Origin of the sequence: Streptomyces sp. NPDC047453 (assembly GCF_040643155.1) — a bacterium.
Taxonomy (GTDB): Bacteria; Actinomycetota; Actinomycetes; order Streptomycetales; family Streptomycetaceae; genus Streptomyces.
This window is the reverse complement of sequence record NZ_JBEYTS010000007.1, coordinates 201,686-224,016: the sequence shown is the minus strand read 5'-3', so window position 1 is coordinate 224,016 and position 22,331 is coordinate 201,686. Positions and strand designations below refer to the sequence as shown.

At 71.7% G+C, this 22,331-nt stretch carries 21 protein-coding genes and 1 riboswitch; of the genes, 12 read left to right on the top strand and 9 right to left on the bottom strand.

Annotated elements, in window-relative coordinates; genetic code table 11:
- Positions 1-38 precede the first annotated feature (38 nt).
- Positions 39-539, bottom strand: coding sequence for a hypothetical protein (locus ABZ818_RS09935; RefSeq protein ID WP_225074566.1), 501 nt, complete (start codon positions 537-539; stop codon positions 39-41).
- Between the two features lie 40 nt (positions 540-579).
- Between ABZ818_RS09935 and ABZ818_RS09930 the strand changes: the two genes are divergently transcribed.
- Positions 580-1,995, top strand: a complete 1,416-nt coding sequence (locus tag ABZ818_RS09930; RefSeq protein ID WP_361412708.1) for a M1 family metallopeptidase — start codon at positions 580-582, stop codon at positions 1,993-1,995.
- A gap of 36 nt (positions 1,996-2,031) precedes the next feature.
- Here the strand turns inward: ABZ818_RS09930 and ABZ818_RS09925 are convergent, their stop codons facing one another.
- On the bottom strand, positions 2,032-2,547 hold the full coding sequence (locus ABZ818_RS09925; RefSeq protein WP_361412707.1) for a GNAT family N-acetyltransferase: 516 nt from the start codon (positions 2,545-2,547) through the stop codon (positions 2,032-2,034).
- Between the two features lie 133 nt (positions 2,548-2,680).
- A complete protein-coding gene (locus ABZ818_RS09920) occupies positions 2,681-3,256 on the bottom strand; it encodes a TerD family protein (RefSeq protein ID WP_361412706.1) in 576 nt (191 codons plus the stop codon).
- 166 nt (positions 3,257-3,422) lie between these two features.
- Here ABZ818_RS09920 and arfB point away from each other — a divergent pair, with 166 nt between their 5' ends.
- Complete coding sequence (gene arfB, locus ABZ818_RS09915) at positions 3,423-3,860, top strand: alternative ribosome rescue aminoacyl-tRNA hydrolase ArfB (RefSeq protein ID WP_361412705.1); 438 nt, start codon at positions 3,423-3,425, stop codon at positions 3,858-3,860.
- A gap of 42 nt (positions 3,861-3,902) precedes the next feature.
- Here the strand turns inward: arfB and ABZ818_RS09910 are convergent, their stop codons facing one another.
- Complete coding sequence (locus ABZ818_RS09910; RefSeq protein ID WP_361412704.1) at positions 3,903-4,421, bottom strand: flavin reductase family protein; 519 nt, start codon at positions 4,419-4,421, stop codon at positions 3,903-3,905.
- Positions 4,422-4,838: 417 nt separating this feature from the next.
- Between ABZ818_RS09910 and cdgB the strand changes: the two genes are divergently transcribed.
- Complete coding sequence (cdgB, locus tag ABZ818_RS09905) at positions 4,839-6,497, top strand: diguanylate cyclase CdgB (RefSeq protein WP_361412703.1); 1,659 nt, start codon at positions 4,839-4,841, stop codon at positions 6,495-6,497.
- Between the two features lie 117 nt (positions 6,498-6,614).
- On the top strand, positions 6,615-7,523 hold the full coding sequence (locus tag ABZ818_RS09900; protein ID WP_361412702.1) for a carbohydrate-binding protein: 909 nt from the start codon (positions 6,615-6,617) through the stop codon (positions 7,521-7,523).
- A gap of 3 nt (positions 7,524-7,526) precedes the next feature.
- On the opposite strand, the gene ABZ818_RS09895 is transcribed toward ABZ818_RS09900, so the two are convergent.
- From ABZ818_RS09895 to ABZ818_RS09885, 3 genes are all read right to left on the bottom strand, one after another.
- Positions 7,527-8,459, bottom strand: coding sequence for a 1-phosphofructokinase family hexose kinase (locus ABZ818_RS09895; protein WP_361412721.1), 933 nt, complete (start codon positions 8,457-8,459; stop codon positions 7,527-7,529).
- A gap of 120 nt (positions 8,460-8,579) precedes the next feature.
- A complete protein-coding gene (nagA, locus tag ABZ818_RS09890) occupies positions 8,580-9,722 on the bottom strand; it encodes an N-acetylglucosamine-6-phosphate deacetylase (RefSeq protein ID WP_361412701.1) in 1,143 nt (380 codons plus the stop codon).
- Complete coding sequence (locus ABZ818_RS09885; RefSeq protein WP_361412700.1) at positions 9,722-10,666, bottom strand: ROK family protein; 945 nt, start codon at positions 10,664-10,666, stop codon at positions 9,722-9,724. Before ABZ818_RS09885 ends, nagA begins: the two co-directional genes overlap by 1 nt.
- Before the next feature lie 181 nt (positions 10,667-10,847).
- Here ABZ818_RS09885 and ABZ818_RS09880 point away from each other — a divergent pair, with 181 nt between their 5' ends.
- Positions 10,848-11,090: a DUF3263 domain-containing protein gene (locus ABZ818_RS09880; protein WP_361412699.1), complete on the top strand. Its 243-nt coding sequence runs from the start codon at positions 10,848-10,850 to the stop codon at positions 11,088-11,090.
- A gap of 53 nt (positions 11,091-11,143) precedes the next feature.
- On the top strand, positions 11,144-12,019 hold the full coding sequence (gene otsB / locus ABZ818_RS09875) for a trehalose-phosphatase (protein WP_361412698.1): 876 nt from the start codon (positions 11,144-11,146) through the stop codon (positions 12,017-12,019).
- 238 nt (positions 12,020-12,257) lie between these two features.
- Here otsB and ABZ818_RS09870 read toward each other — a convergent pair whose 3' ends face one another.
- Positions 12,258-13,688, bottom strand: a complete 1,431-nt coding sequence (locus ABZ818_RS09870) for a trehalose-6-phosphate synthase (RefSeq protein WP_361412697.1) — start codon at positions 13,686-13,688, stop codon at positions 12,258-12,260.
- Positions 13,689-13,771: 83 nt separating this feature from the next.
- Complete coding sequence (locus ABZ818_RS09865) at positions 13,772-14,779, bottom strand: glucosyl-3-phosphoglycerate synthase (protein ID WP_361412696.1); 1,008 nt, start codon at positions 14,777-14,779, stop codon at positions 13,772-13,774.
- Positions 14,780-14,909: 130 nt separating this feature from the next.
- Positions 14,910-15,080, top strand: a riboswitch (SAM riboswitch).
- Positions 15,081-15,098: 18 nt separating this feature from the next.
- On the opposite strand from ABZ818_RS09865, the gene thrC reads away from it, so the two are divergent.
- From thrC to ABZ818_RS09835, 6 genes are all read left to right on the top strand, one after another.
- Positions 15,099-16,382: a threonine synthase gene (gene thrC / locus ABZ818_RS09860; protein WP_361412695.1), complete on the top strand. Its 1,284-nt coding sequence runs from the start codon at positions 15,099-15,101 to the stop codon at positions 16,380-16,382.
- Positions 16,379-16,654, top strand: a complete 276-nt coding sequence (locus ABZ818_RS09855) for a MoaD/ThiS family protein (protein WP_361412694.1) — start codon at positions 16,379-16,381, stop codon at positions 16,652-16,654. Before thrC ends, ABZ818_RS09855 begins: the two co-directional genes overlap by 4 nt.
- Positions 16,655-17,084: 430 nt before the next feature.
- Entirely contained in the window at positions 17,085-17,288 is a 204-nt protein-coding gene (locus ABZ818_RS09850; RefSeq protein ID WP_004986573.1) for a cold-shock protein, read from the top strand.
- A 374-nt stretch (positions 17,289-17,662) separates the two neighbouring features.
- On the top strand, positions 17,663-19,285 hold the full coding sequence (gene groL, locus ABZ818_RS09845; protein ID WP_141360141.1) for a chaperonin GroEL: 1,623 nt from the start codon (positions 17,663-17,665) through the stop codon (positions 19,283-19,285).
- 199 nt (positions 19,286-19,484) lie between these two features.
- On the top strand, positions 19,485-20,627 hold the full coding sequence (locus tag ABZ818_RS09840) for an NADH:flavin oxidoreductase (RefSeq protein WP_361412693.1): 1,143 nt from the start codon (positions 19,485-19,487) through the stop codon (positions 20,625-20,627).
- Positions 20,628-20,852: 225 nt separating this feature from the next.
- Entirely contained in the window at positions 20,853-22,328 is a 1,476-nt protein-coding gene (locus ABZ818_RS09835; RefSeq protein WP_361412692.1) for an MFS transporter, read from the top strand.
- The last annotated feature ends 3 nt before the right edge of the window (positions 22,329-22,331 follow it).

Here is a 22,331-nt window from a genome sequence, read left to right as displayed (position 1 = left end):
CTGAAAGGGCTGAAAGGGGCTTCCGGCCGAGAGAGGGGTCAGGAGACGCGGGGGTAGCGGGCCTGGAGGGTCCAGATCGCCGGGTTCTCCGCCAGGTCCTCGTGCAGGTCGCACAGGTCGGCGACGAGGTCGTGCAGGAAGTCACGGGCCTCGCGGCGCAGCGCCGAGTGCGAGAAGGTCAGCGGGGACTCCTCGACGGGCATCCAGTCGGACTCGATGTCGACCCAGCCGAAGCGGCGCTCGAAGAGCATGCGGTCCGTGGACTCGGTGAAGTCCAGCTCCGCCCGCTGGGGACGGGAGGCGCGGGAGCCGGCCGGGTCCCGGTCCAGCCGCTCGACGATGTCGCACAGGGCCCAGGCGAAGTCGAGCACGGGCACCCAGCCCCAGGCCGTGGCCAGTTCGCGGTCCGACTCGGTGTCGGCCAGGTAGACGTCGCCGCAGAACAGGTCGTGCCGCAGCGCCCGCACGTCCGCGCGGCGGTAGTCCGTCTGCGGCGGGTCGGGGAAGCGGTTGGAGAGGGCGTAGCCGATGTCGAGCACGTAGGCGATGGTGTCATGTGCCCCGCATAGGATCGCGCGCGTGCATCGATCTGCCCTGCTTGTCCGGACCGCCGCAGCCGGCTGCGCCCTGCTCGCGCTGACGCTGACCGGGTGCGACGGCGGTGTCCGGGGCACCCCGGGCGGGGCCGGGGTGCACGATCCGTACTTCCCCAGGGCGGGCAACGGCGGGTACGACGTCAGCCACTACGGCCTGACCCTCGACTACGACCCGGACCGGCGTCACCTCACGGGTACGGCGGTGATCACCGCCCGGGCCGCCAAGGACCTGTCCGCCTTCGACCTCGATCTCGTGGGGCTCGACGTCCGGAGCGTCACGGTGGAGGGGAGAGCCGCCTGGTTCAGCCGGGCCGGGCAGGAACTCACCGTGCGCCCGCACGACGATCTGGTGAAGGGGAAGACGTTCACCACGACGGTGCGCTACTCGGGGCGGCCGCAGGTCGTCGTCGACCCCGACGGGGCGCGGGAGGGATGGCTGCCCACCGCCGACGGCGCTCTCGCCCTCGGTGAGCCGGTCGGCTCGATGGCGTGGTTCCCGGGGAACCACCATCCGTCCGACAAGGCCGCGTACGACATCTCGGTCACCGTGCCCGAGGGGCTGCGGGCCGTCTCCAACGGCGAGTTGAGGAGCGAGACGACCAGCGGGGGGCGTACGACGTTCCGGTGGCGCACCGCCGAGCCGATGGCGAGCTATCTGGCCACCGTCGCGATCGGCCGCTTCGAGATCACCCGCTCCACCACGAGGAGCGGTCTGCCGGTGTACGTCGCCGTGGAGCCGTCCCAGGTGCGGGAGAGCGGGGCCGTGACGGCCAGGATTCCCGAGGTCGTCGAGTGGGCGGAGCGCCGCTTCGGCCCGTACCCCTTCTCGTCCACCGGCGCGATCGTCGGCCGCCGCGAGGACGCCGGTTACGCCCTGGAGACCCAGAACCGGCCCGTCTTCCCCGGCGCCCCCGACATCGGAACCCTCGTCCACGAACTCGTCCACCAGTGGTACGGCGACTCCGTCACCCCGAAGAGCTGGCGGGACATGTGGCTGAGCGAGGCCTTCGCGACGTACGCGCGGTGGCTGTGGGACGAGGACCACGGCGGCCGGACCGCGCAGCAGGCCTTCGACGCGCTCCAACGCGGCGACTACTTCGCCGACGACGCCCAGAACAGGGCCTTGTGGTCCTTTCCACCCGCCAAGCCGGTCGACGCCGCGCACATCTCCGAACGGCCCGTCTACGAACGCGGCGCGATGGTTCTGCACAGGATCCGCCAGGCGGTCGGTGACCACGCCTTCGACGACATCGTCCGAGGCTGGGCCGCGGCCCACCGCCACGGCAACGCGGACACCGCCGACTTCACCGCCTACGTGGAGAAGAAGGCCCCGGGCACGGACTTCGGCGGGATATGGGCCGACTGGCTGTACGGGGACGGCAAGCCGACGGGTCCCTGACCGCGGTCGGCCGGTCCGATCAGCCGGCCCGTTCCCTCAGTCCAGCCGCTTGCGCAGCACCAGGCACGGGCGGCCCATGCGCCGGTCCCGGCGGTGGGCGAGGTGCCGGTAGCCGAGGGCGGTCCAGAACGCCAGGCCCCCGGGGTTGTTCCCGAGAACGGCCAGGCGCACGGCGGTGCGGCCCGCGGCACGGAAGCGGCCCTCGACGAGGGATGCCAACCGGCCTCCGTAGCCGTGCCGTTGTGCGCCCGCGTCGATCATCAGCAGTCCGATCCACGGGTCCGGGTCGGCCGGGTCGGGATGGTGGGCGAGCGTGATCGCGATCCCGACGAGCCGTCCCTCGCTGCGGGCGAGCAGCACCTCCGCGTCCGGGGCGGCCAGTTCGTCCGCCAGCGCGGTCGCCACCTGTTCCGGGCGGATGTCGTCCGGGTCGGGGAAGTCGCCGCTGAGGGCGTGGAAGTCGCGCTGGGAGGCGTAGAGCGCGGTGAGCTCGGTCAGCAGCTCGCCAGGGAGGCCGCGGTCCGGCGGGAGGGTCAGGGGCTCGAGGAACACCCGGGCAACGTACCGCGCACCACACGCCCCGGGTGCCCTCGGGCGCGGAGGACGGCCGGCCGGAGCGGTGGGGAGCAGCGCCCGCAGCCCCGGCCCTTCGCGGGCCGGGGCTGCGTACGGTGGACCGTGTCCGTCAGACGTTGACGCCGAAGTCCTGGGCGATGCCGACCAGGCCCGAGGCGTAGCCCTGGCCGACGGCGCGGAACTTCCACTCCGCGCCGTTGCGGTACAGCTCGCCGAAGACCATGGCCGTCTCGGTGGCCGCGTCCTCCGACAGGTCGTAGCGGGCGATCTCGGTGCCGCCGGCCTGGTTGACGATGCGGATGTAGGCGTTGCGGACCTGGCCGAAGTTCTGGCCGCGGTTCTCGGCGTCGTAGATGGAGACCGGGAAGACGACCTTGTCGACGTCGGCGGGGAGCCCGGCGAGGTTGACGTTGATCGCCTCGTCGTCTCCCTCGCCCTCGCCGGTGACGTTGTCGCCGGTGTGGACGATGGAGTTGTCCGGGGTCTGCTTGTTGTTGAAGAAGACGAAGTGCTGGTCCGAGTAGACCTTGCCCTGCGCGTTGACCGCGATCGCGGACGCGTCCAGGTCGAAGTCCGTGCCGGTGGTGGTGCGGACGTCCCAGCCGAGGCCCACGGTGACGGCGGTCAGGCCCGGAGCCTCCTTGGTGAGCGAGACGTTGCCACCCTTGGACAGGCTTACAGCCATTGTTGGGAGTCCCTTCCCTCGTTGCGTGTGCGGACGAAGCTACCGCCACCCATAGGAACGTCGAGGGGGTCCTGCGGGTTCCGCGTCCCTTTACCTTTTTTACCCACCCCGATCGAACACGTCCGCGGCGAAAACATGATGACGTGACGCGGTGAGGAAGGGGAACATGGACGACATGTCCGGTCCCCATCTCATCCGCGGCTCCGTCGCGCTCCCCGAGGCCGAACTGGCCTGGCGCTTCTCGCGGTCCTCCGGGCCGGGCGGCCAGCACGTCAACACCACGGACTCCCAGGTGGAGTTGCGTTTCGACCTCGCCGGCACCGAGGCGCTGCCCGAGGTGTGGAAGCAGCGTGCGCTGGAGCGCCTCGCGGACCGGCTCGTCGACGGCGTCATCAGCGTGCGCGCCTCCGAGCACCGCTCCCAGTGGCGCAACCGCGAGGCCGCCGCCGTGCGCCTCGCCGCGATCCTCGCCGAGGCGACCGCGCCCCCGCCCAGGCCGCGCAGGCCCACCCGGATCCCGCGCGGCATCAACGAGCGGCGGCTGCGCGAGAAGAAGCAGCGCTCCGAGACGAAGCGGGGGCGCTCCGGGAAGGACTGGGGGTAGCCCGGGTACGGCGCCGGCGGGACGCCGGACGCGGGCGGGGCGTCAGCCCAGCCGACGGTAGCGGCCGCGGTAGTACAGCAGCGGTTCGCCGCCCGTGCCGGGCAGGCGGGCCGTCAGGACCCGGCCGATGACCAGGGTGTGGTCGCCCGCCGGCACCCGCTGCTCGGTGCGCAGTTCCAAGGTGGCCAGGGCGTCGGTCAGCAGGGGGGCGCCGGAGACCTCGCCGCGGGTGTGGGGGAGGTCCCTGAACAGCAGGCGGTCGCTGACCCGGCCCTTCATGGCGAAGCGGCCGGCGGCGGTGTGCTGGCTGTCGGTGAGGACCGATACCGCCCACAGGGGCTGTTCGGCGAGCAGGTCGTCCATGCGGGAGCCCTCGCGCAGGCTGACCAGGGCCAGCGGCGGGTCCAGGGACACCGACATGAACGCCGTCGCCGTCATGCCCGCGTCCTCGCCGGCCGGCGCCTGCGGGTCGTCCGGGTCGAGCGGCGGCTCCTGCGCGGTCACCAGGACCACACCGGCGGCCAGCCTGGACATCGCGGCACGGAACTCCTCGTTGGTCACCCCCTCAGCATGCCCGGGCAGGGGTCCCCCCTGCCCGAGCGGAGCCCGGAGCTCGGCGGAGGCGGTGGGGGAGGAGGGCGGTACGGAGGAAGTCTTCAACACACACGGAACGCTAACCACCGGTCCGCGGCCGCCGCATCGGGCCTCCGCCCGAAGCCGGACCTAGGACCAGCGGACGAGTATGTCGTGCATCATGTCCCCACGGCCGCGTGGCCCGCGTTCACCAAACGCACAGGGAAAAGACAGAAACCGCACTCAATTGTTCACGTTCGTCTGTGACTTGAGTCACAAGAGCTGTGAATTGTTGACCCTGTGTACCGAGTGGGCTTCGCGCTGTGATTCAGTGGCGGAGAATGCGCAGACGAACGCCGAACAGCACCCTTGATTCGCTGGCGAGGTCTCGGGGGGAGGGCGAGCATGGAGACCGACTCGGAGCCGTACGTCCGCCTGGCGTCCCTGCGGCAACTACACCAGGTCATGGCGGACATGAACACCGCGAGGAGTCTGGCGGACACACTGCAGACCGTCGCCGACGGCGTCGTGCAGGGCCTCGGCTACGAGCTGGCCTGTGTCAACCTCGTGCGTGCCGACGGTGACCTCGTGGTCGCCGCCTTCGCCGGGAACTCCGCCGCGGAGGCGCTGATCACCGGCCGCGTCGGCTCCCGGGAGTCCTGGGACCGCCGGCTGGCCATGGGCGAGCAGTGGGGCGGCCTGGTCTTCATACCCCACACCGAGGGCTGGGTCCTCGACGACGACGACGTCCCGACGTGGTACACCGACGGGCCCGCGCCGCGCTTCGATGGCGAGTGGCACCCCGCCGACCGGCTCTTCGCGCCCATGGACGTCCCCGGCGGGTCCGGCGGCTCCTCCGGCGAGCTGCTCGGCGTGATCTCCGTGGACCGCCCGCGCAACGGCCGCCGACCCGGCGCCTGGGGCCGTGAGGCCCTCCAGATGTACGCCTTCCAGGCGGCCATCGCGATCAGCAACGCCCGGCTGCGCTCCAACATGCAGCGCGCCCTCATACGCCTGGAGCGCGAGCAGCAGGCCCTGCGCGCCAGCGAGGAGAGTTTCCGCCAGGCCTTCGAGTACGCGCCCTCCGGCATGGCCATCGCCGAGATGGGCGGCGACCAGCACGGCCGGATCCTGCGCACCAACGACGCCCTGTGCCGCCTGCTGGGCCGCCCCGCCTCCGCCATGCGCCGCTACTCCTTCTCCGACCTCGTCCACCCCGAGGACATAGGCACCCTGCTGCGGACCTCGGCCGAGGGCGGCCGGGCGGAGCTGCGCCTGGGCCGCCGCGACGGCTCGTACGTGTGGGTGTCCCTGCGCAACTCCGTCGTCGCGGACGCCGCCGACGGGCCCCGCTTCCTGCTCACCCACGTCGAGGACATAGAGGAGCGCAAGCGCCGCGAGCTCCAGCTCGCCCATCGCGCCTCCCACGACTCCCTCACCGGCCTGCCGAACTCCGCCGAGCTGCGCGCCCGCCTGTCCGCCCGGCTGTGCCGGCGGCCCCAGGCCGCGCACACGGGTGACGCCGAGTCGCAGGACACCGCCTACGGTCACCCCGGCTACGACGTCGGCGACCACGGCTTCGACTTCCGGCCGGGCACCCGGGCCTACGACGCCTACGACCACCACGTGCACACCGTCGCCCCCGAGGGCGACCACGACGACGGCGCCAAGGGCCTCGCGGTCCTCTTCTGCGACCTCGACGGTTTCAAGTCGATCAACGACCGGTTCGGGCACAACGCGGGCGACGCGGTGCTCATCGAGGTGGCCCGGCGGCTGAGCAACGGCGTGCGCGACGGCGACACCGTGGCCCGGCTCGGTGGCGACGAGTTCGTGATCCTCGCCGACGGCCTCGGCCGGGCCGACGCCCAGGACCTCGCCGTACGGCTGCGCAACGAGATCATCCAGCCGATCCGCGCCGAGGGCCGGGCTGTCCGGGTCGGGGCGAGCTTCGGCATCGGGTGGGCCCACTGCGGCATGACGGCGGACGAAGTGCTGAAATCAGCCGACGAACGGATGTACGTCGAGAAACGATCTCGTCCCAAACAGCATCGCCGTGCCGGATGATCCGCAGGTCAGCCACCCTATGCGGCATGAGTCACCCGTTTGGGCCCCGTGAAGCGGGTAGGCTCGCCTTTCTCACGACGTACCGCACCACCCGCACCTGTTGAGGAGTACCAAGGGATGACGCCCGGCAACAGCGGCGCGAGCACGCCCGAGGACGACGACCCGTTCGGCTACCTGTACGCCGACGGCCAGGCCAACGGAGCTCAGCCGCCCTCCGGCGGTTACGGCTACCCGAACTCGGTCAACCGTGTCCGCGCGGTCGGTCAGCGGCAGTACGGCCAGGTCCCGCAGCAGCAAGGCGCGTACGGCCAGCCGAGCGCCCATTACGCCGCACCCGAGACCCTCCCCGGCGGCGCCCCGGCGCGGCAGCAGCCCCAGGGTGGTGGCGGCCGTGGCCGCGGTCCGAACACCAAGGGCCTGCTGATCGGCGCCATCGCGGTGGTAGCCGCGGTCGTCATCGGCATCGGCGTGGCGATGATCAGCGACGACTCGGGCAAGAAGGACGACAGCCAGGCCGGCGGTACGCCCCCGACGGCCACGCAGAGCACCGAGCCGAGCCCGTCGGCGAGCAACAGCGCACCGAGCGACGGCGAGTTGCCGAAGACCGACGCCGAGGCGCTGCAGCTGGACGGCGGCGCCACCAAAGCCTCGGACATCAAGGGCGCCCAGGCGGCCGGTGGCGTCTATGTGGCGAACTTCAACAACGTCGGCGCCTCGGCCACCTGGAGCGTCGACGGCATCCCCGAAGACGGCAAGTACACCGTGTTCGTCGGTTACGGCGTCCCGGGCAAGGACGGCACCGCCACTCTGACGGTCAACGGCACCGTGTCCAGCAGGCCGATCAACCTGAAGAACTGGGCGCACGCAGCCGAGGGCGACTACGAGAAGGGCTGGACGAAGACCTACAACTGGATCCAGCTCAACAAGGGCACGAACACCATCAGGATCTCGTGCGAGCAGGGTAACCAGTGTGATGCGAACCTTGACCAGGTGTGGCTGGCCAAGGGCTGGGTCGAGTCGGGCTGACGCTCACGCCGCGCTGACCTCCCCGGTCACCGCCACCTGCCCCAGCAGCTTCTCGTAGGCCGCGCGGTCGAACTCGCCGGCCACCGGGGACAGGACCGTGGCCGTGGACAGGGCGACCGCGCGGCTCAGGCGGTCCGGCCAGGGCAGGTGCTGGGCGAGACCGGAGAGCAGGCCCGCGACCGCGGAGTCGCCGGCGCCGGTCGGGTTGCCCTTGACGCGGGACGGCGGGGCGGCCCGCCACAGGCCGTCGGAGGTGTGCGCGAGCAGGCCCTCCGCGCCCAGGGAGGCGACCACCGCGCGGGCGCCGCGCCGGCGGGCGTCCTGGGTGGCGCGCAGCGGCTCGTGAGAGCCGGTGAGTTCGGCCAGTTCGTCGGCGTTCGGCTTGACGATGTCGGGGCGGGCGGCCACGGCCCGGCGCAGCGCCTCGCCGCTGGTGTCCAGCAGCACCGGCACGTTCGCGGCGCGCGCGGTGCGCACCAGACCGGCGTACGCGCCCACCGGCAGCCCCGGCGGCAGACTGCCGCACAGCGCCACCGCCGACACCGAGCCGAGCAGGTCCTCGTAGACGTCCTGGAAGGCGGACCACTCGGCCGGGGTGACGACCGGGCCGGGCTCGTTGAGCTGGGTGGTGTCGCCGGTGCGCTGGTCCACCACGGCTATCGTGCGCCGGGTCGCACCGGCCACCGGGACCAGCGCGTCCACCACGCCAGGTGCCTCGGACGCGAGGAGGTCGCGCACCTCGTGCCCGGTGGCCCCGCCCGCGAAGCCGGTGACCGTCACCTCGTGACCGAGGGCCGCCAGCACGCGGGCCACGTTCACGCCCTTGCCGCCGGGCCGCTCGGTCACCTCGGACACCCGGTGGGAGGCGTGCTGCCGCAGGGAAGGTACCCGATAGGTGATGTCGAGAGCGGTGTTCAGCGTGACCGTGAGGATCACCGGGCCGACCTCCCCCGAGTAAGCGCGTCCGCCGCGAAGTTCCGGAGACTCGATCATGCCAAAGACCCGGCCCACCGCCCACCCCTCGGACCGGCCACCGCGGCCGGACGGGGGGACGGATCAGCCCAGTTGGGGCTCAACCACCCATGCGCCCCGCCGCATTACGCCCTTCAGGGCGAAGTCCTCGTCCAGCAGGACGAGATCGGCGTCCTTGCCGGGTTCCAGGGAGCCCGCCCGGTCGTCCATCCCGAGCAGCCGGGCCGGATTGGCGGACAGCGCGGCGACCACGTCCGTGACCGGCAGCCGGTCGACCGTGACCGCCCGCCGGAACGCCCGGTCCAGGGTCAGGGTCGAGCCCGCGATCGAGCCGCCCTCCACCAGCCGCGCCACCCCGCCGTCGACCTCGACCTGGAGCGGGCCCAGCAGGTAGCGGCCGTCGCCGATCCCGGCGGCGTCCATGGCGTCGGTGATGAACGCGACCCGCCCGGCGCCCGCGTGATGGAACGCCATCTCCAAGGCGGCGGGGTGCAGGTGCACACCGTCGTTGATCAGCTCGACCGTGATCCGCTCGTCCTCCAGCAGGGCCGCGATCGGGCCGGGGGCGCGGTGGCCGAGCGGCGGCATCGCGTTGAACAGGTGGGTGGCGACGGTGGCTCCGGCGTCGATCGCCTCCACCGTCTGCTCGTACGTCGCGTCCGTGTGCCCGATCGCAGCGATCACGCCGTGCTCCGCGAGCAGCCGTACGGAGTCGATGCCGCCGGGCAGTTCGGTGGCCAGGGTCATCATCCTGGCCCGGCCGCGGGCGGCGTCGATCAGCTTGCGCACCTCGGCGGGGTCCGGGTCGCGCAGCAACTCCTCGGAGTGCGCTCCCTTGCGGCACGGCGAGATGAACGGCCCCTCGAAGTGGACGCCCGCGATCTCGCCCTGCTCGGCGAGTTCCGACAGCAGGCCCGCCTGCTTGACGAGGAGGCCCATGTCGTCGGTGACGGTCGAGGCGACCAGGGTGGTGGTGCCGTGCTCCCGGTGGGTGCGGACGGCGGTCAGCACGTCGTCGGCCGTGCCGGAGAAGGAGGCGCCGCCTCCGCCGTGGTTGTGGATGTCGACGAAGCCGGGGACCAGCCAGTGCCCGCGTACGTCGAGGATCTCGGCGTCCTCCCGGGCGTTGTCGGCGATCCGCGTACCGTCGACGATCACACGGCCGCCGTCCACGATCCCGGTGGGCAACACCACCCGGGCTCCGGTCAGAACCTTGCTGGGGGCCATCAGGTGGCTACCTCCGGAAAAGTCGTAGAAGTGTTGAGCAGGTCCCAGGCCAGGAGCCCCGCGCCCAGGCATCCGGCGGTGTCCCCGAGGGCCGCGGGGACGATCGACGGCAGCTTCTGGAAGGTGACGCGCCGCCGGACCGCCTCGCGCAGCGGCGCGAACAGCGTCTCGCCCGCCTCGGCGAGCCCGCCGCCGATGATCAGCGTGCGCGGGTCCAGCAGGGTGAGCGCGGTGACCAGCCCGTCGGCGAGCGCGTCCACCGCCTCCTGCCAGACCGCCCGCGCCCGCGCGTCCCCGGACTCCACGGCCTTGGCGCAGTCCGCCGCGTCAGCGTCCGGGTCCCCGCCCGCCTCGGCCCATGCCTGGCTGACCGCCGACGCGGAGGCGAACCGCTCCAGACAGCCGCGCTGCCCGCACGGACAGGCCAGGCCCCCGGGGCGTACGACGATGTGGCCGATCTCGCCCGCGAAGCCGTGCGCGCCCGCCTCCACCCGGCCGTCGATGCCGATGGCGCCTGCGATCCCGGTGCCCAGCGGCACGAAGAGGTACCGGTCGGTGCCCTTGCCCGCCCCGATCCGGCCCTCGGCCAGCCCGCCGGTGCGCACGTCGTGGCCCAGGGCCACGGGGGCGCCGAGCCGCTCGGCGAGCAGGTCACGCAGGGGTACGTCACGCCAGCCGAGGTTGGCCGCGTAGGCGGCGACGCCTCGCGCCTCGTCGACGATGCCGGGGACGGCGACACCGGCCGCGGCCGCCTCCTCCCCGAGGTGCCGGACGCCGTGCGCCCGCAGCTCGGCGGCGAAGTCGAGGATGCCCTCGACGACGGCGTCCGGTCCGCGCTCGCGGCCGGTCGCCCGGCGGGCCCGGTGCAGCAGCGAGCCGTCGGCGGCGACCAGGGCGGCCTTCATCCCGGTGCCGCCCACATCGAGGGCGATGACGTGTTTCACGTGGAACAGTGTGGACCCGTCGACCGGGAGAGGTCTAGTCCACTTGCTTGGTGCAGACCAATTGTGTCCACATGGTGACGCCGGTACGGCCGGAACGGCGCGGCGCCGGCCCAGCCGTGCCAGTCGGGCCAGTCGGATCCGACGAGGGCCGCTGTCGGTGGTGGAGGCTACGGTGCCTGGTATGGACGACGACGTGGAGCAGGGGCTCGGCCGCAGGGAGCGGGACATCCTCGCCCTGGAGCGCCGCGGCTTCACCGGCCCCGGCGCGAAGGAGCGCGCGATACGGGAGGAACTGGGCCTCTCGCCCGTCCGCTACTACCAGCTCCTCAACGCCCTCCTCGACGACACCCGCGCCCTCGCCCACGACCCGGTCACGGTGAACCGGCTGCGCCGGGTGCGCGAGGCCCGGCGCGCAGAGCGCTGAGACCCGCCCGGAACGGAGGAGTGCCCGCGGCCGTGGAGGGATAGGTTCGCCCTATGGGAAGCCAGGACAGTCACGCCACCGACTCGACCGCCCCCGTCTCCTCCCTCCCGACGCCCGCCACTCCGGCGGGCCGGGACGGGCTCGCCGCGATCCTCGCCCGGCCGGAGCACGCGCTGATCGCGCTCGACTTCGACGGGACGCTCGCCCCGATCGTCCCCGACCCCGACCAGGCCCGCGCCCACCCGGACGCCGTGCCCGCGCTCTCCGCGCTCGCCCCGAAGGTGGTCGCCGTCGCGGTGGTCACCGGCCGCCCGCCCGGCGTCGCGGTGCGCCACGGCGGCTTCGCGGGCGTACCCGGCCTGGAACACCTGGTCGTCCTCGGCCACTACGGCGCCGAGCGCTGGGACGCCGCCACGGGCACGGTCACCGCCCCGCCCCCGCACCCCGGTGTCGCCGCGGTCCGCGCCGAACTGCCCGGCCTGCTCGACCGGATCGGCGCCTGGCACGGCACCTGGATCGAGGAGAAGGGCCGCTCGGTCGCCGTCCACACCCGCCGTGCGGACGACCCGCAGGCCGCGTTCGAGGCGCTGCGCGAGCCCCTCGCCGACCTGGCCCGCCGCCACGCGCTGATCGTCGAGCCAGGCCGCATGGTCCTCGAACTGCGCCCTCCGGGCATGGACAAGGGGGTCGCCCTCCTGGACTGCGCCCGCGACCTGGGCGCCACGTCGGTCCTGTACGCGGGGGACGACCTGGGCGACCTGCCGGCCTTCGCCGCGGTCGACAAACTCCGCTCGGACGGAATTCCGGGCGTCCTGGTCTGCAGCGGCAGCACGGAGGTCACGGAGGTGTCGGAGAGGGCCGACCTGGTGGTGGACGGCCCGGCCGGGGTGGTGGCACTGCTGAGGAACCTGGCGGACCACCTCGCCTAGTGCTGTGACCGGAAAGGTTTGCCGGGAAGCTCGCGGCGTCCGGTGCTGGGGGTACCTCCCGCGCCGTTCAGGCTGTGGGGGAGCATCGCAAGGCGGAGCGTCGCCCGCGTACTGGATGTACTCGGGTGATGCGATAATGCGGCGTGGGGGTACCCCCCGGCCGGAGGCTGGGGGAGTGCCGTGCCGGGCGTCGCGAGCCGGTGAACCTTTCCGGTCACAGCACCAGCCGCTCGGCCGCTCAGCCGCCCAGTTCCTCCAACTGGTCCAGGAACCACTGAGCGGGCGGCAGCGCGGTCGCGGCGGCGGCCAGCCGCTTCGTCCGCTCCGCCCGCTCGTGCTCCGGCATGCTCAGCGCCCGGTGCAGCGCCCCGGCCGTCCCGATCACGTCGTACGGGTTGACGACGACCGCGTCCTCCCCCAGCTCCGCGTACGCGCCCGCCTCCCGCGACAGCACCAGCGCACACCCCGAGTCGGAGACGACCGGCACCTCCTTGGCGACCAGGTTCATCCCGTCCCGGATGGGGTTGACCAGCGCCACGTCGGCGATCCGGTACGCCGCGAGCGAGCGCGCGAAGTCGTCCTCCACGTGCAGCAGGACCGGGGTCCAGCCGGGCGTCCCGTAGCGCGCGTTGATCTCCTCGGCCACCCGCCGCACCTCCTCCGTGTACTTCCGGTACACCGCGAGGTCCTGCCGTGAGGGGTAGGCGAACGCCACGTGCACCACCCGCTCGCGCCACTCGGGGCGGTCCTCCAGCAGCTGCCGGTACGCGTGCAGCCCCCGCACGATGTTCTTGGACAGCTCGGTCCGGTCCACCCGCACGACCGTCCGGCGCGGGCCCCCGTCCGGTCCGGTGCCGACCTCCTCGCGCAGCGCCGCCATCCGCTCCTCGACGTCGGCACGGCGCGACCGCTCCCGCAGGAACTCCGCGTCCGCGCCCAGCCCGTGCACCCCGATCCGGGTGCCCCCGAGCCCGCCGACGAGCGCGTCGCAGCAGCCGGCGAACGCGTCCGCCCACCGCTGGGTGAGGAAGCCCAGCCGGTCCGCGCCCAGCATCCCGCGCAGCACCTGCTCGGCGATGTCGTCGGGGAGGATCCGGAAGTAGTCCGCCGGCGCCCACGGCGTGTGCGAGAAGTGCCCGATGCGCACATCGGGCCGGAAGTCGCGCAGCATCCCCGGCACGAGCGCCAGGTGGTAGTCCTGCACCACCACGGCCGCCCCCTCGGCCGCCTCCTCCGCCAGCGCCTCGGCGAAGGCCAGGTTGTAGGCCTCGTAGGACTTCCAGCGGCGTCGGAAGTCCGCGTCGAAGACCGGCTCCAGCGGGGTCTGGTACAGCATGTGGTGGACGAACCACAGCACCGAGTTGGCGATGCCGTTGTAGGCGTCGGAGAAGACCTTCGCGTCGATGTCGAGCATCCGCACCTGCTGCCCGCCGGTCGCCTCCGACGGCAGCCGGCGCCCGCTCTCGAAGCGGACCGTCGCCTCCCGGTCGGCGTCGCTCAGCGCGGCGCACACCCACACCGCGCCCGCCTCCGGACCGATCGCGGAGAGCCCGGACACCAGCCCTCCGCCTCCGCGCCGGGAGTGGAGCGTGCCGTTCTCGCGCACCTCGTACGAAACCGGGCCGCGATTGGACGCGACCAGTACCTCGGCACCGTGCGTAGAAGCCATACGCCTCAACTTAGCCCGGCCCCGAAACGCTCAAACGTACGGTTCCGCTTCGTAGCCGGCGGACGGCGGGCGGGACCGGTGTTTCACGCCACCTGCCGGGCCGCGTACTCCGCGATCTCGGCCATCGGCGGACGCTCCTCCGTGTCCACGTCGTACGTCCGCGGCTCGAAGCCGTTCTGGCCGCGGACGAACTGGGTGAGGCAGGGGCGCACGAGGTGGCCGCGGGCCAGGCGCAGCTGCGCGGTGCGGTAGATCGCGGCGGCCATCCGGCCGAGCGCCTGTCCGTCCTGGTGCCGGTGCCTGCGCACGCCGACGTCGACCTGGGCGAGGGCGTCCAGGCCCACCAGGTGCAGCGCGTCGACCAGCATGCCCAACTCGACGCCGTAGCCGACCGGGAAGGGCAGTTGTTCGAGGAGTGAGCGGCGGGCCGCGTACTCGCCGCCGAGCGGCTGCACGAAGCCGGCCAGCTGCGGCCAGTGCATGTTGAGCAGCGGGCGTGCCATCAGCTCGGTGACCCGCCCGCCCTGCCCGGCCTGCCCGCCCTGCCCGGCCTGCCTGGCCTGCCCGGCCGCGGCCGGTTCGGAGGTGTGCCCGCCGGGCACGGTGAAGGGCCGGTCGTACATCGCCTTGACCAGGTCGACGTCGCGTTCGGTGAGCAGCGGGCCCACGATGCCGGTGACGAAGTCGGAGGAGAACTCCCGCAGATCGGCGTCGACGAAGCAGATGACGTCCCCGCGGGTGACGAGCAGGGAGCGCCACAGGACCTCGCCCTTGCCCGGCACGGCCGGCAGGCGTGGCAGGATCTCGTCGCGGTGCACCACGCGGGCACCCGCGGCGGCGGCCACCTCGGAGGTGCGGTCGGTGGAGCCCGAGTCGACGACGACGATCTCGTCGACGAGCGGTGCCCGTTCCACGAGGTCGCGGCGGATCACCGCGACGATGTCGCCGACCGTCGCCTCCTCGTTCAGCGCGGGCAGCACCACGGAGACCGACTGGCCGGTGCGCTGCTTGGCCGCCAGGATCTGGTGGAGCGGCCGGTCGGCCACGGACCAGGAGCGGGTGGCCAGCCAGCGCTCGACTTCTTCCAGCACGGTCAGCGGCTCCTCACTGTTGTCTCGCGCTTCGGACGACTGACTCAGCCGTCCTGGCCTTCCGTTACAGTCTGAACAACGCGGACGACCATCCCATGCCGGGGGTCACCTCCGCGTCACAACCGAATACAGCTCATCCAGAGGGGCAGAGGGACACGGCCCGATGAAGCCCCGGCAACCCTCCAGCCGGTTTCTCGTATCGACTGCTGTGCGTGCACAGCCGATCGTCTTCGCGAGGCTCCCGGCTAGGGAAGGTGCCAAATCCGTCTCACGGCGAGATGCGTCGTGAGGAAGATGAGGAGAAAGGGCCTCGCCTCACATGGCTGTGCAGACCGTTGTAAGCAGCACCGACTCCACCGTGGACCTCGGCCCCGCAGCGGCGCTGAGCTGCCGCGAGTGCGGTCACCGCGTCCCCCTCGGCCCGGTCTTCGCCTGCGAGGAGTGTTTCGGCCCGCTGGAGATCGCCTACGACTTCTCGGCCTACGACACCGAGGAGCTGCGCAAGAGGATCGAAGCGGGCCCCGCGAACATCTGGCGCTACGCGCCGCTGCTGCCCGTCCCCGCGGACGTCGCCGGCAAGCCGAACCTGAACCCGGGCTGGACCAAGCTCGTCCGGGTCGACCGCCTCGCCCGCGAACTGGGGGTGACCGGCGGGCTGTACGTGAAGGACGACTCCGGCAACCCGACGCACTCCTTCAAGGACCGCGTGGTCGCCCAGGCGCTGGAGGCGGCCCGCGCCTTCGGCTTCACGACCCTCTCCTGCTCCTCGACCGGCAACCTCGCCGGCGCCGTCGGCGCCGCGGCCGCCCGCGCCGGGCTGCGCTCCTGCGTGTTCATCCCGCACGACCTGGAGCAGGGCAAGGTCGTGATGGCCGCGATCTACGGCGGCGAACTCGTCGGCATCGAGGGCAACTACGACGACGTGAACCGCTTCTGCTCCGAGCTGATCGGCGATCCGGCCGGCGAGGGCTGGGGCTTCGTCAACGTCAACCTGCGGCCGTACTACGCCGAGGGCTCCAAGACGCTGGCGTACGAGATCTGCGAGCAGCTCGGCTGGCGGCTGCCGGACCAGATCGTCGTCCCGATCGCCTCGGGCTCCCAGCTCACCAAGGTCGACAAGGGCCTGCGGGAGCTGATCGAGCTGGGGCTGGTCGAGGACAAGCCGTACAAGATCTTCGGTGCCCAGGCCGAGGGCTGCTCGCCGGTGTCCACCGCCTTCAAGGCCGGCCACGAGGTCGTGCGGCCGCAGAAGCCGAACACGATCGCCAAGTCACTGGCCATCGGCAACCCGGCCGACGGCCCGTACGTCCTGGACATCGCGCGCCGCACCGGTGGCGCGGTGGAGGACGTGACCGACGAGCAGGTCGTCGACGCCATCAAGCTGCTGGCGCGGACCGAGGGCATCTTCGCCGAGACCGCGGGCGGTGTGACGGTCGGCGTGACGAAGAAGCTGGTCGAGGACGGCGTCCTCGACCCGACGAAGACCACCGTCGTCCTCAACACCGGCGACGGGCTGAAGACGCTGGACGCGGTGGCCGGCACCGGCCTGACCGCGACGATCCGTCCGACCCTGGACTCCTTCCGAGAGGCTGGCCTGGCATGAGCGTGACCGTTCGCATCCCCACCATCCTGCGCACCTACACCGGCGGCCGGGCCGAGGTGAACGCCGAGGGCGCGACCCTGTCCGAGGTCATCTCGGACCTGGAGAAGAACCACACGGGCATCGCGGCACGGGTCCTGGACGACCAGGGCAAGCTGCGCCGCTTCGTCAACGTGTACGTCAACGACGACGACGTCCGGTTCGAGCAGGGCCTCGAGACGGCCACCCCGGACGGCGCGGGCGTCTCGATCATCCCGGCGGTCGCCGGCGGCTGATCATTACCTTCGGTAATCCCGGTTACGCAGAGTTCATCGAATTGCCCCCTCCGTGAGAGAAGCGGAGGGGGCAATTCTGTGTGATTGAGCGCGGTACAGTTGGGGAACGCGCCCTCGAACTCCGAATCCGGGGCCATGGATTCCTGCCGCGAGCCCGGCAAGAAGTAGCCAAAGTCTGCGGGCCTTTTGCGGCATTTGCCTTGTCTGCGGGGCCCGACTTGCCCTGAATTCGCGTGAATTCTTCCTATATTCCGGACCGCGTACGTCCAGATTTCTCGTCCGATTGACCTGTTGCAGACGGCAGTTGGACAGATACATTCAGCCGCGGTCGACGCGTTCCGGCGCACGCCCCCGATCCACGGGGGGTGAGGTCTGACCCGGGTCCGCGAAGTGTGGATCTGTGCAAGGGCCAGTAATAGGGGAGTTAGGCATGGCTCAGGGCACCGTCAAGTGGTTCAACGCGGAGAAGGGGTACGGCTTCATCGCGGTCGACGGTGGTGCGGACGTCTTCGTCCACTACAGCGCGATCCAGATGGACGGCTACCGCACGCTGGAAGAGGGCCAGCGGGTCGAGTTCGAGATCTCGCAGGGCCAGAAGGGTCCGCAGGCCGACATGGTCCGTGTCACGGCCTGAATCGCGCGACCACCGCAAGCGACGTTCTTCTTCGGAAGGGCCCGCACCTCCGCTGCCGGGGTGCGGGCCCTTCGCTGTGCCGGCGCACCGCCCCGTCCGGCGGTCGGCACGCCCGGGTCCGCGCGCTCGCACGGCCCGGCACACCCGTGTTCGCGCCCGGCTGAGTGCCCCGCCGACCCCCCAAGGCGCTTGCACTCGAAGGGGTCGAGTGCTAATCATTGGCGTTAGCACTCTGAAGGTGAGAGTGACAACGAAGGACCGGGTCGGTGAGGCCACGGGCCGGGTGGGGCAAGGAACCACCGGTCGGGGCCGTCCGTCGCGGGCGCGGGCGCGGTCCGAAGTAATCACCCCCAGTCCTGGGAGGACCACTTCACATGGCCAAGATCATCGCGTTCGACGAGGAGGCGCGGCGAGGCCTCGAGCGCGGCATGAACCAGCTCGCGGACGCCGTCAAGGTGACCCTCGGCCCCAAGGGCCGCAACGTCGTCCTCGAGAAGAAGTGGGGTGCCCCCACGATCACCAACGACGGTGTCTCCATCGCCAAGGAGATCGAGCTCGAGGACCCGTACGAGAAGATCGGCGCCGAGCTGGTCAAGGAAGTCGCCAAGAAGACGGACGACGTCGCCGGTGACGGTACGACCACCGCGACCGTGCTCGCCCAGGCCCTGGTCAAGGAAGGCCTGCGCAACGTCGCCGCCGGTGCCAACCCGATGGCTCTGAAGCGCGGTATCGAGAAGGCCGTCGAGGCCGTCTCCGCCGCCCTGCTCGACCAGGCCAAGGAGGTCGAGACCAAGGAGCAGATCGCCTCCACCGCCTCCATCTCCGCCGCCGACACCCAGATCGGCGAACTCATCGCCGAGGCCATGGACAAGGTCGGCAAGGAAGGCGTCATCACCGTCGAGGAGTCGCAGACCTTCGGTCTGGAGCTCGAGCTCACCGAGGGCATGCGCTTCGACAAGGGCTACATCTCCGCCTACTTTGCGACCGACATGGAGCGCATGGAGGCGTCGCTCGAGGACCCGTACATCCTCATCGCCAACTCCAAGATCTCCTCGGTCAAGGACCTGCTCCCGCTCCTGGAGAAGGTCATGCAGTCGGGCAAGCCGCTGCTGATCATCGCCGAGGACGTCGAGGGCGAGGCCCTGTCGACCCTGGTCGTCAACAAGATCCGCGGCACCTTCAAGTCCGTCGCCGTCAAGGCCCCGGGCTTCGGCGACCGCCGCAAGGCCATGCTCGGCGACATCGCCATCCTCACGGGCGGCGAGGTCATCTCCGAGGAGGTCGGCCTCAAGCTGGAGAACGCGACCCTGGACCTCCTGGGCCGCGCCCGCAAGGTCGTCATCACCAAGGACGAGACCACCATCGTCGACGGTGCCGGCTCCTCCGACCAGGTCAACGGCCGGGTCAACCAGATCCGCGCCGAGATCGAGAACAGCGACTCCGACTACGACCGCGAGAAGCTCCAGGAGCGCCTGGCGAAGCTCGCCGGCGGTGTCGCGGTCATCAAGGCCGGTGCCGCCACCGAGGTGGAGCTCAAGGAGCGCAAGCACCGCATCGAGGACGCCGTGCGCAACGCCAAGGCGGCCGTCGAGGAGGGCATCGTCGCCGGTGGTGGCGTGGCCCTGCTCCAGACCACCAACGTCTTCGAGAAGCTGGAGCTCGACGGTGACGAGGCGACCGGCGCGCAGGCCGTGAAGCTCGCCCTGGAGGCCCCGCTCAAGCAGATCGCCGTCAACGCCGGTCTTGAGGGCGGCGTCGTGGTGGAGAAGGTCCGCAACCTCACCCCGGGCCACGGCCTGAACGCCGCGACCGGTGAGTACGTCGACCTGGTCGCCGAGGGCATCATTGACCCGGCGAAGGTGACCCGTTCCGCGCTGCAGAACGCCGCCTCCATCGCCGCGCTGTTCCTCACCACCGAGGCCGTCATCGCCGACAAGCCGGAGAAGGCCGCCGCGCCGGCCGGCGGCGGCATGCCGGGCGGTGACATGGACTTCTGATCCCCTCGAGGATCGGATCCGTCCTTCACGTACCGAGGGCGGCACTCCCTGGAGACAGGGGGTGCCGCCCTCGGGCGTGTTCCGGGTCACAGGAGTGGCTCGGTGGAATGCCGTGGCAGGCAGGGCAGTTGACGCCGGTGCCCGGCTGACGCGCGTGCGCGCCGGCCGGTACCGACCACGATTCCGAGGAGCCCCCCACGTGACCGTCACCGCCTCCGAGTCCGCTTCCGGGTCCGCGTCCCGCGCGGCCGAGGTCCTCTCCCGCCCCGTCACTCTGAACGGCCTCACCGTCCCCAACCGGATCGTGATGGCGCCGATGACCCGGATGTTCTCGCCGGGCGGCGTCCCCGGCGAGGACGTGCTGTCGTACTACGCCCGCCGCGCCGCCGCGGGCGTCGGCCTGATCGTCACCGAGGGCACCTACGTGGGGCACGACTCGGCCGGGCAGAGCGACCGCGTGCCCCGCTTCCACGGCGAGGAGCAGCTCGCGGGCTGGGCCAAGGTGGCCGAGGCCGTACACGCGGCGGGCGGCACGATCGTGCCGCAGCTGTGGCACATCGGTATGGTGCGCCGGCCGGGCCAGCAGCCGTTCCCGGACGCGCCCGCGGTGGGCCCCTCCGGGCTGCGCATCGGCGAGTCCGAGGTCACCGGCAGGGCGATGACGCGGACGGACCTGGACGACGTCATCGGCGCGTTCGCCGAGGCGGCCGCCGCCGCGGAGCGCATCGGCTTCGACGGCGTGGAGTTGCACGGCGCCCACGGCTACCTGCTCGACCAGTTCCTCTGGACGGGCACCAACCGCCGTACCGACGCCTACGGCGGCGATCCGGTGGCCCGTACGAAGTTCGCGGCCGAGATCGTGGCGGCGGTGCGCGAGTCCGTCTCGCCCGGCTTCCCGGTCCTCTTCCGGTACTCGCAGTGGAAGCAGGAGGCCTACGACGCCCGCCTGGCCGAGACCCCCGAGGAGCTGGAGGCGATCCTGTCGCCGCTGGCGGCGGCCGGAGTGGACGTCTTCCACGCCTCCACGCGCCGCTACTGGCGGCCGGAGTTCGAGGGCTCGGACCTCAACCTCGCGGGCTGGACGAAGAAGCTGACGGGCAAGCAGGTCATCAGCGTCGGCTCGGTGGGTCTGGACGGCGACTTCATCAAGGCGTTCCAGGGCGAGGGCGCGGAGCTCGGCAGCCTCGACAACCTGCTGGACCGGCTGGAGCGTGACGAGTTCGACCTGGTGGCCGTGGGCCGCGCGCTGCTCCAGGACCCCGAGTGGGCGGCGAAGGTCCTCGGCGGCCGCTTCGAGGAGCTGAAGCCGTACGACGCGGCGGCGCTGAAGACGCTGAGCTGAGCTGCTGAGCTGAGCCGGGCCGGGCCCGGGGGGCTCGGGCCCGGATGTGGGGGCGGTGGCTGCCGGAGGGCGGGCGCCGCCCCTCTGCCTGCCGGGCCTTCGTCTTCGTCCGGTGGGTCTTCGCTTCTTGGTCTCCCCGGCGGGATTTCGCTTGCTTGAGTCAAACAATTCCAATTAAAGTTGCCTGAGTCAAGTACATCCCTTCTCCGACGGAGACCTTCCTTCATGTCCGACGCACTCGCCCGGCCCGCCACGGCCGGGCAATCCGCGCCCCGGCCCAACGCCGTCGTGGCCGTACTCGCCTTCGGCGGCATCGTGGTCTCGCTGATGCAGACCCTCGTGATCCCGATCATTCCCGAGCTGCCCAAGCTCCTGCACGCCTCGGCGTCGGACACCGTCTGGGCCGTCACCGCCACGCTGCTCGCCGCGGCCGTGGCCACCCCGGTCATGGGCCGCCTCGGCGACATGTACGGCAAGCGCCGCATGCTCCTGCTGAGCCTCGCCATGCTGGTGGCCGGCTCGGTCACGGCCGCGCTGAGCGACTCCCTCACGCCGATGATCGTCGGCCGCGCCCTGCAGGGCCTCGCCTCAGGTGTCATCCCGCTCGGCATCAGCATCATGCGCGACGAACTGCCCGCCGAGCGGCTCGGTTCGGCGACCGCGATGATCAGCGCCTCGCTCGGCGTCGGCGGTGCCCTCGGGCTGCCCGCCGCCGCGCTGATCGCCGAGAACCTCAACTGGCACATGCTGTTCTGGGCCTCGGCCGGCCTGGGCGTCGCGGCGGCGGTGCTGGTGCTGGGCTTCGTGCCCGAGTCGGCGGTGCGCACCGGCGGGCGCTTCGACCTTCCCGGCGCGGTCGGTATGGCGGTGGGCCTGGTCTGCCTGCTCCTGGCGATCTCCAAGGGCGCCGACTGGGGCTGGGGCAGCGGCACGACCCTGGGCCTGTTCGCGGCGGCGGTCGTGGTCCTGGTCGCCTGGGGCCTGTTCGAACTGCGTGTCGAGGCGCCCCTGGTGGACCTGCGCACCACGGCCCGCCGCCAGGTGTTGGTGACCAACCTCGCCTCGGTGGCGATCGGCTTCGCGATGTTCTCGATGTCCCTGGTCATCCCGCAGCTGCTGCAACTGCCCGCGCAGACCGGCTACGGCCTCGGCAAGTCGCTGCTGGCCTCCGGCCTGGTCATGGCCCCCTCAGGCCTGGTGATGATGGCCGTCGCCCCGGTGTCGGCGATCGTCTCGCGGACCAGGGGCCCCAAGGTGACGCTGATGATCGGCGCGCTGATCGTGGCCGCCGGCTACGGCCTCAACATCGTCCTGATGAGCCAGGTCTGGCACTTCGTCCTGACGTCCTGCGTGATCGGCGCCGGCATCGGCTTCACCTACGGCTCGATGCCCGCGCTCATCATGAGCGCCGTCCCCGCGTCCGAGACGGGCGCGGCGAACAGCCTCAACACCCTGATGCGCTCGATCGGCACGTCGGTCGCCAGCGCGGTGGCGGGCGTGGTCCTGGCCCATATGACCACCGCGTTCGGCCCCTACCAGCTGCCCTCCGAGAACGGCTTCCGCACGGTCCTCGCCGTCGGCGCAGGCGCCGCCCTGCTCGGCTTCCTGGTCGCGTCCTTCATCCCGCGCCCGCGCACCACGGCCCTGGGGGAGCCGTCGGCGGCCGGTGAGCCCGCGCCCGCCGGGGCGAAGGTGCAGTAGGCC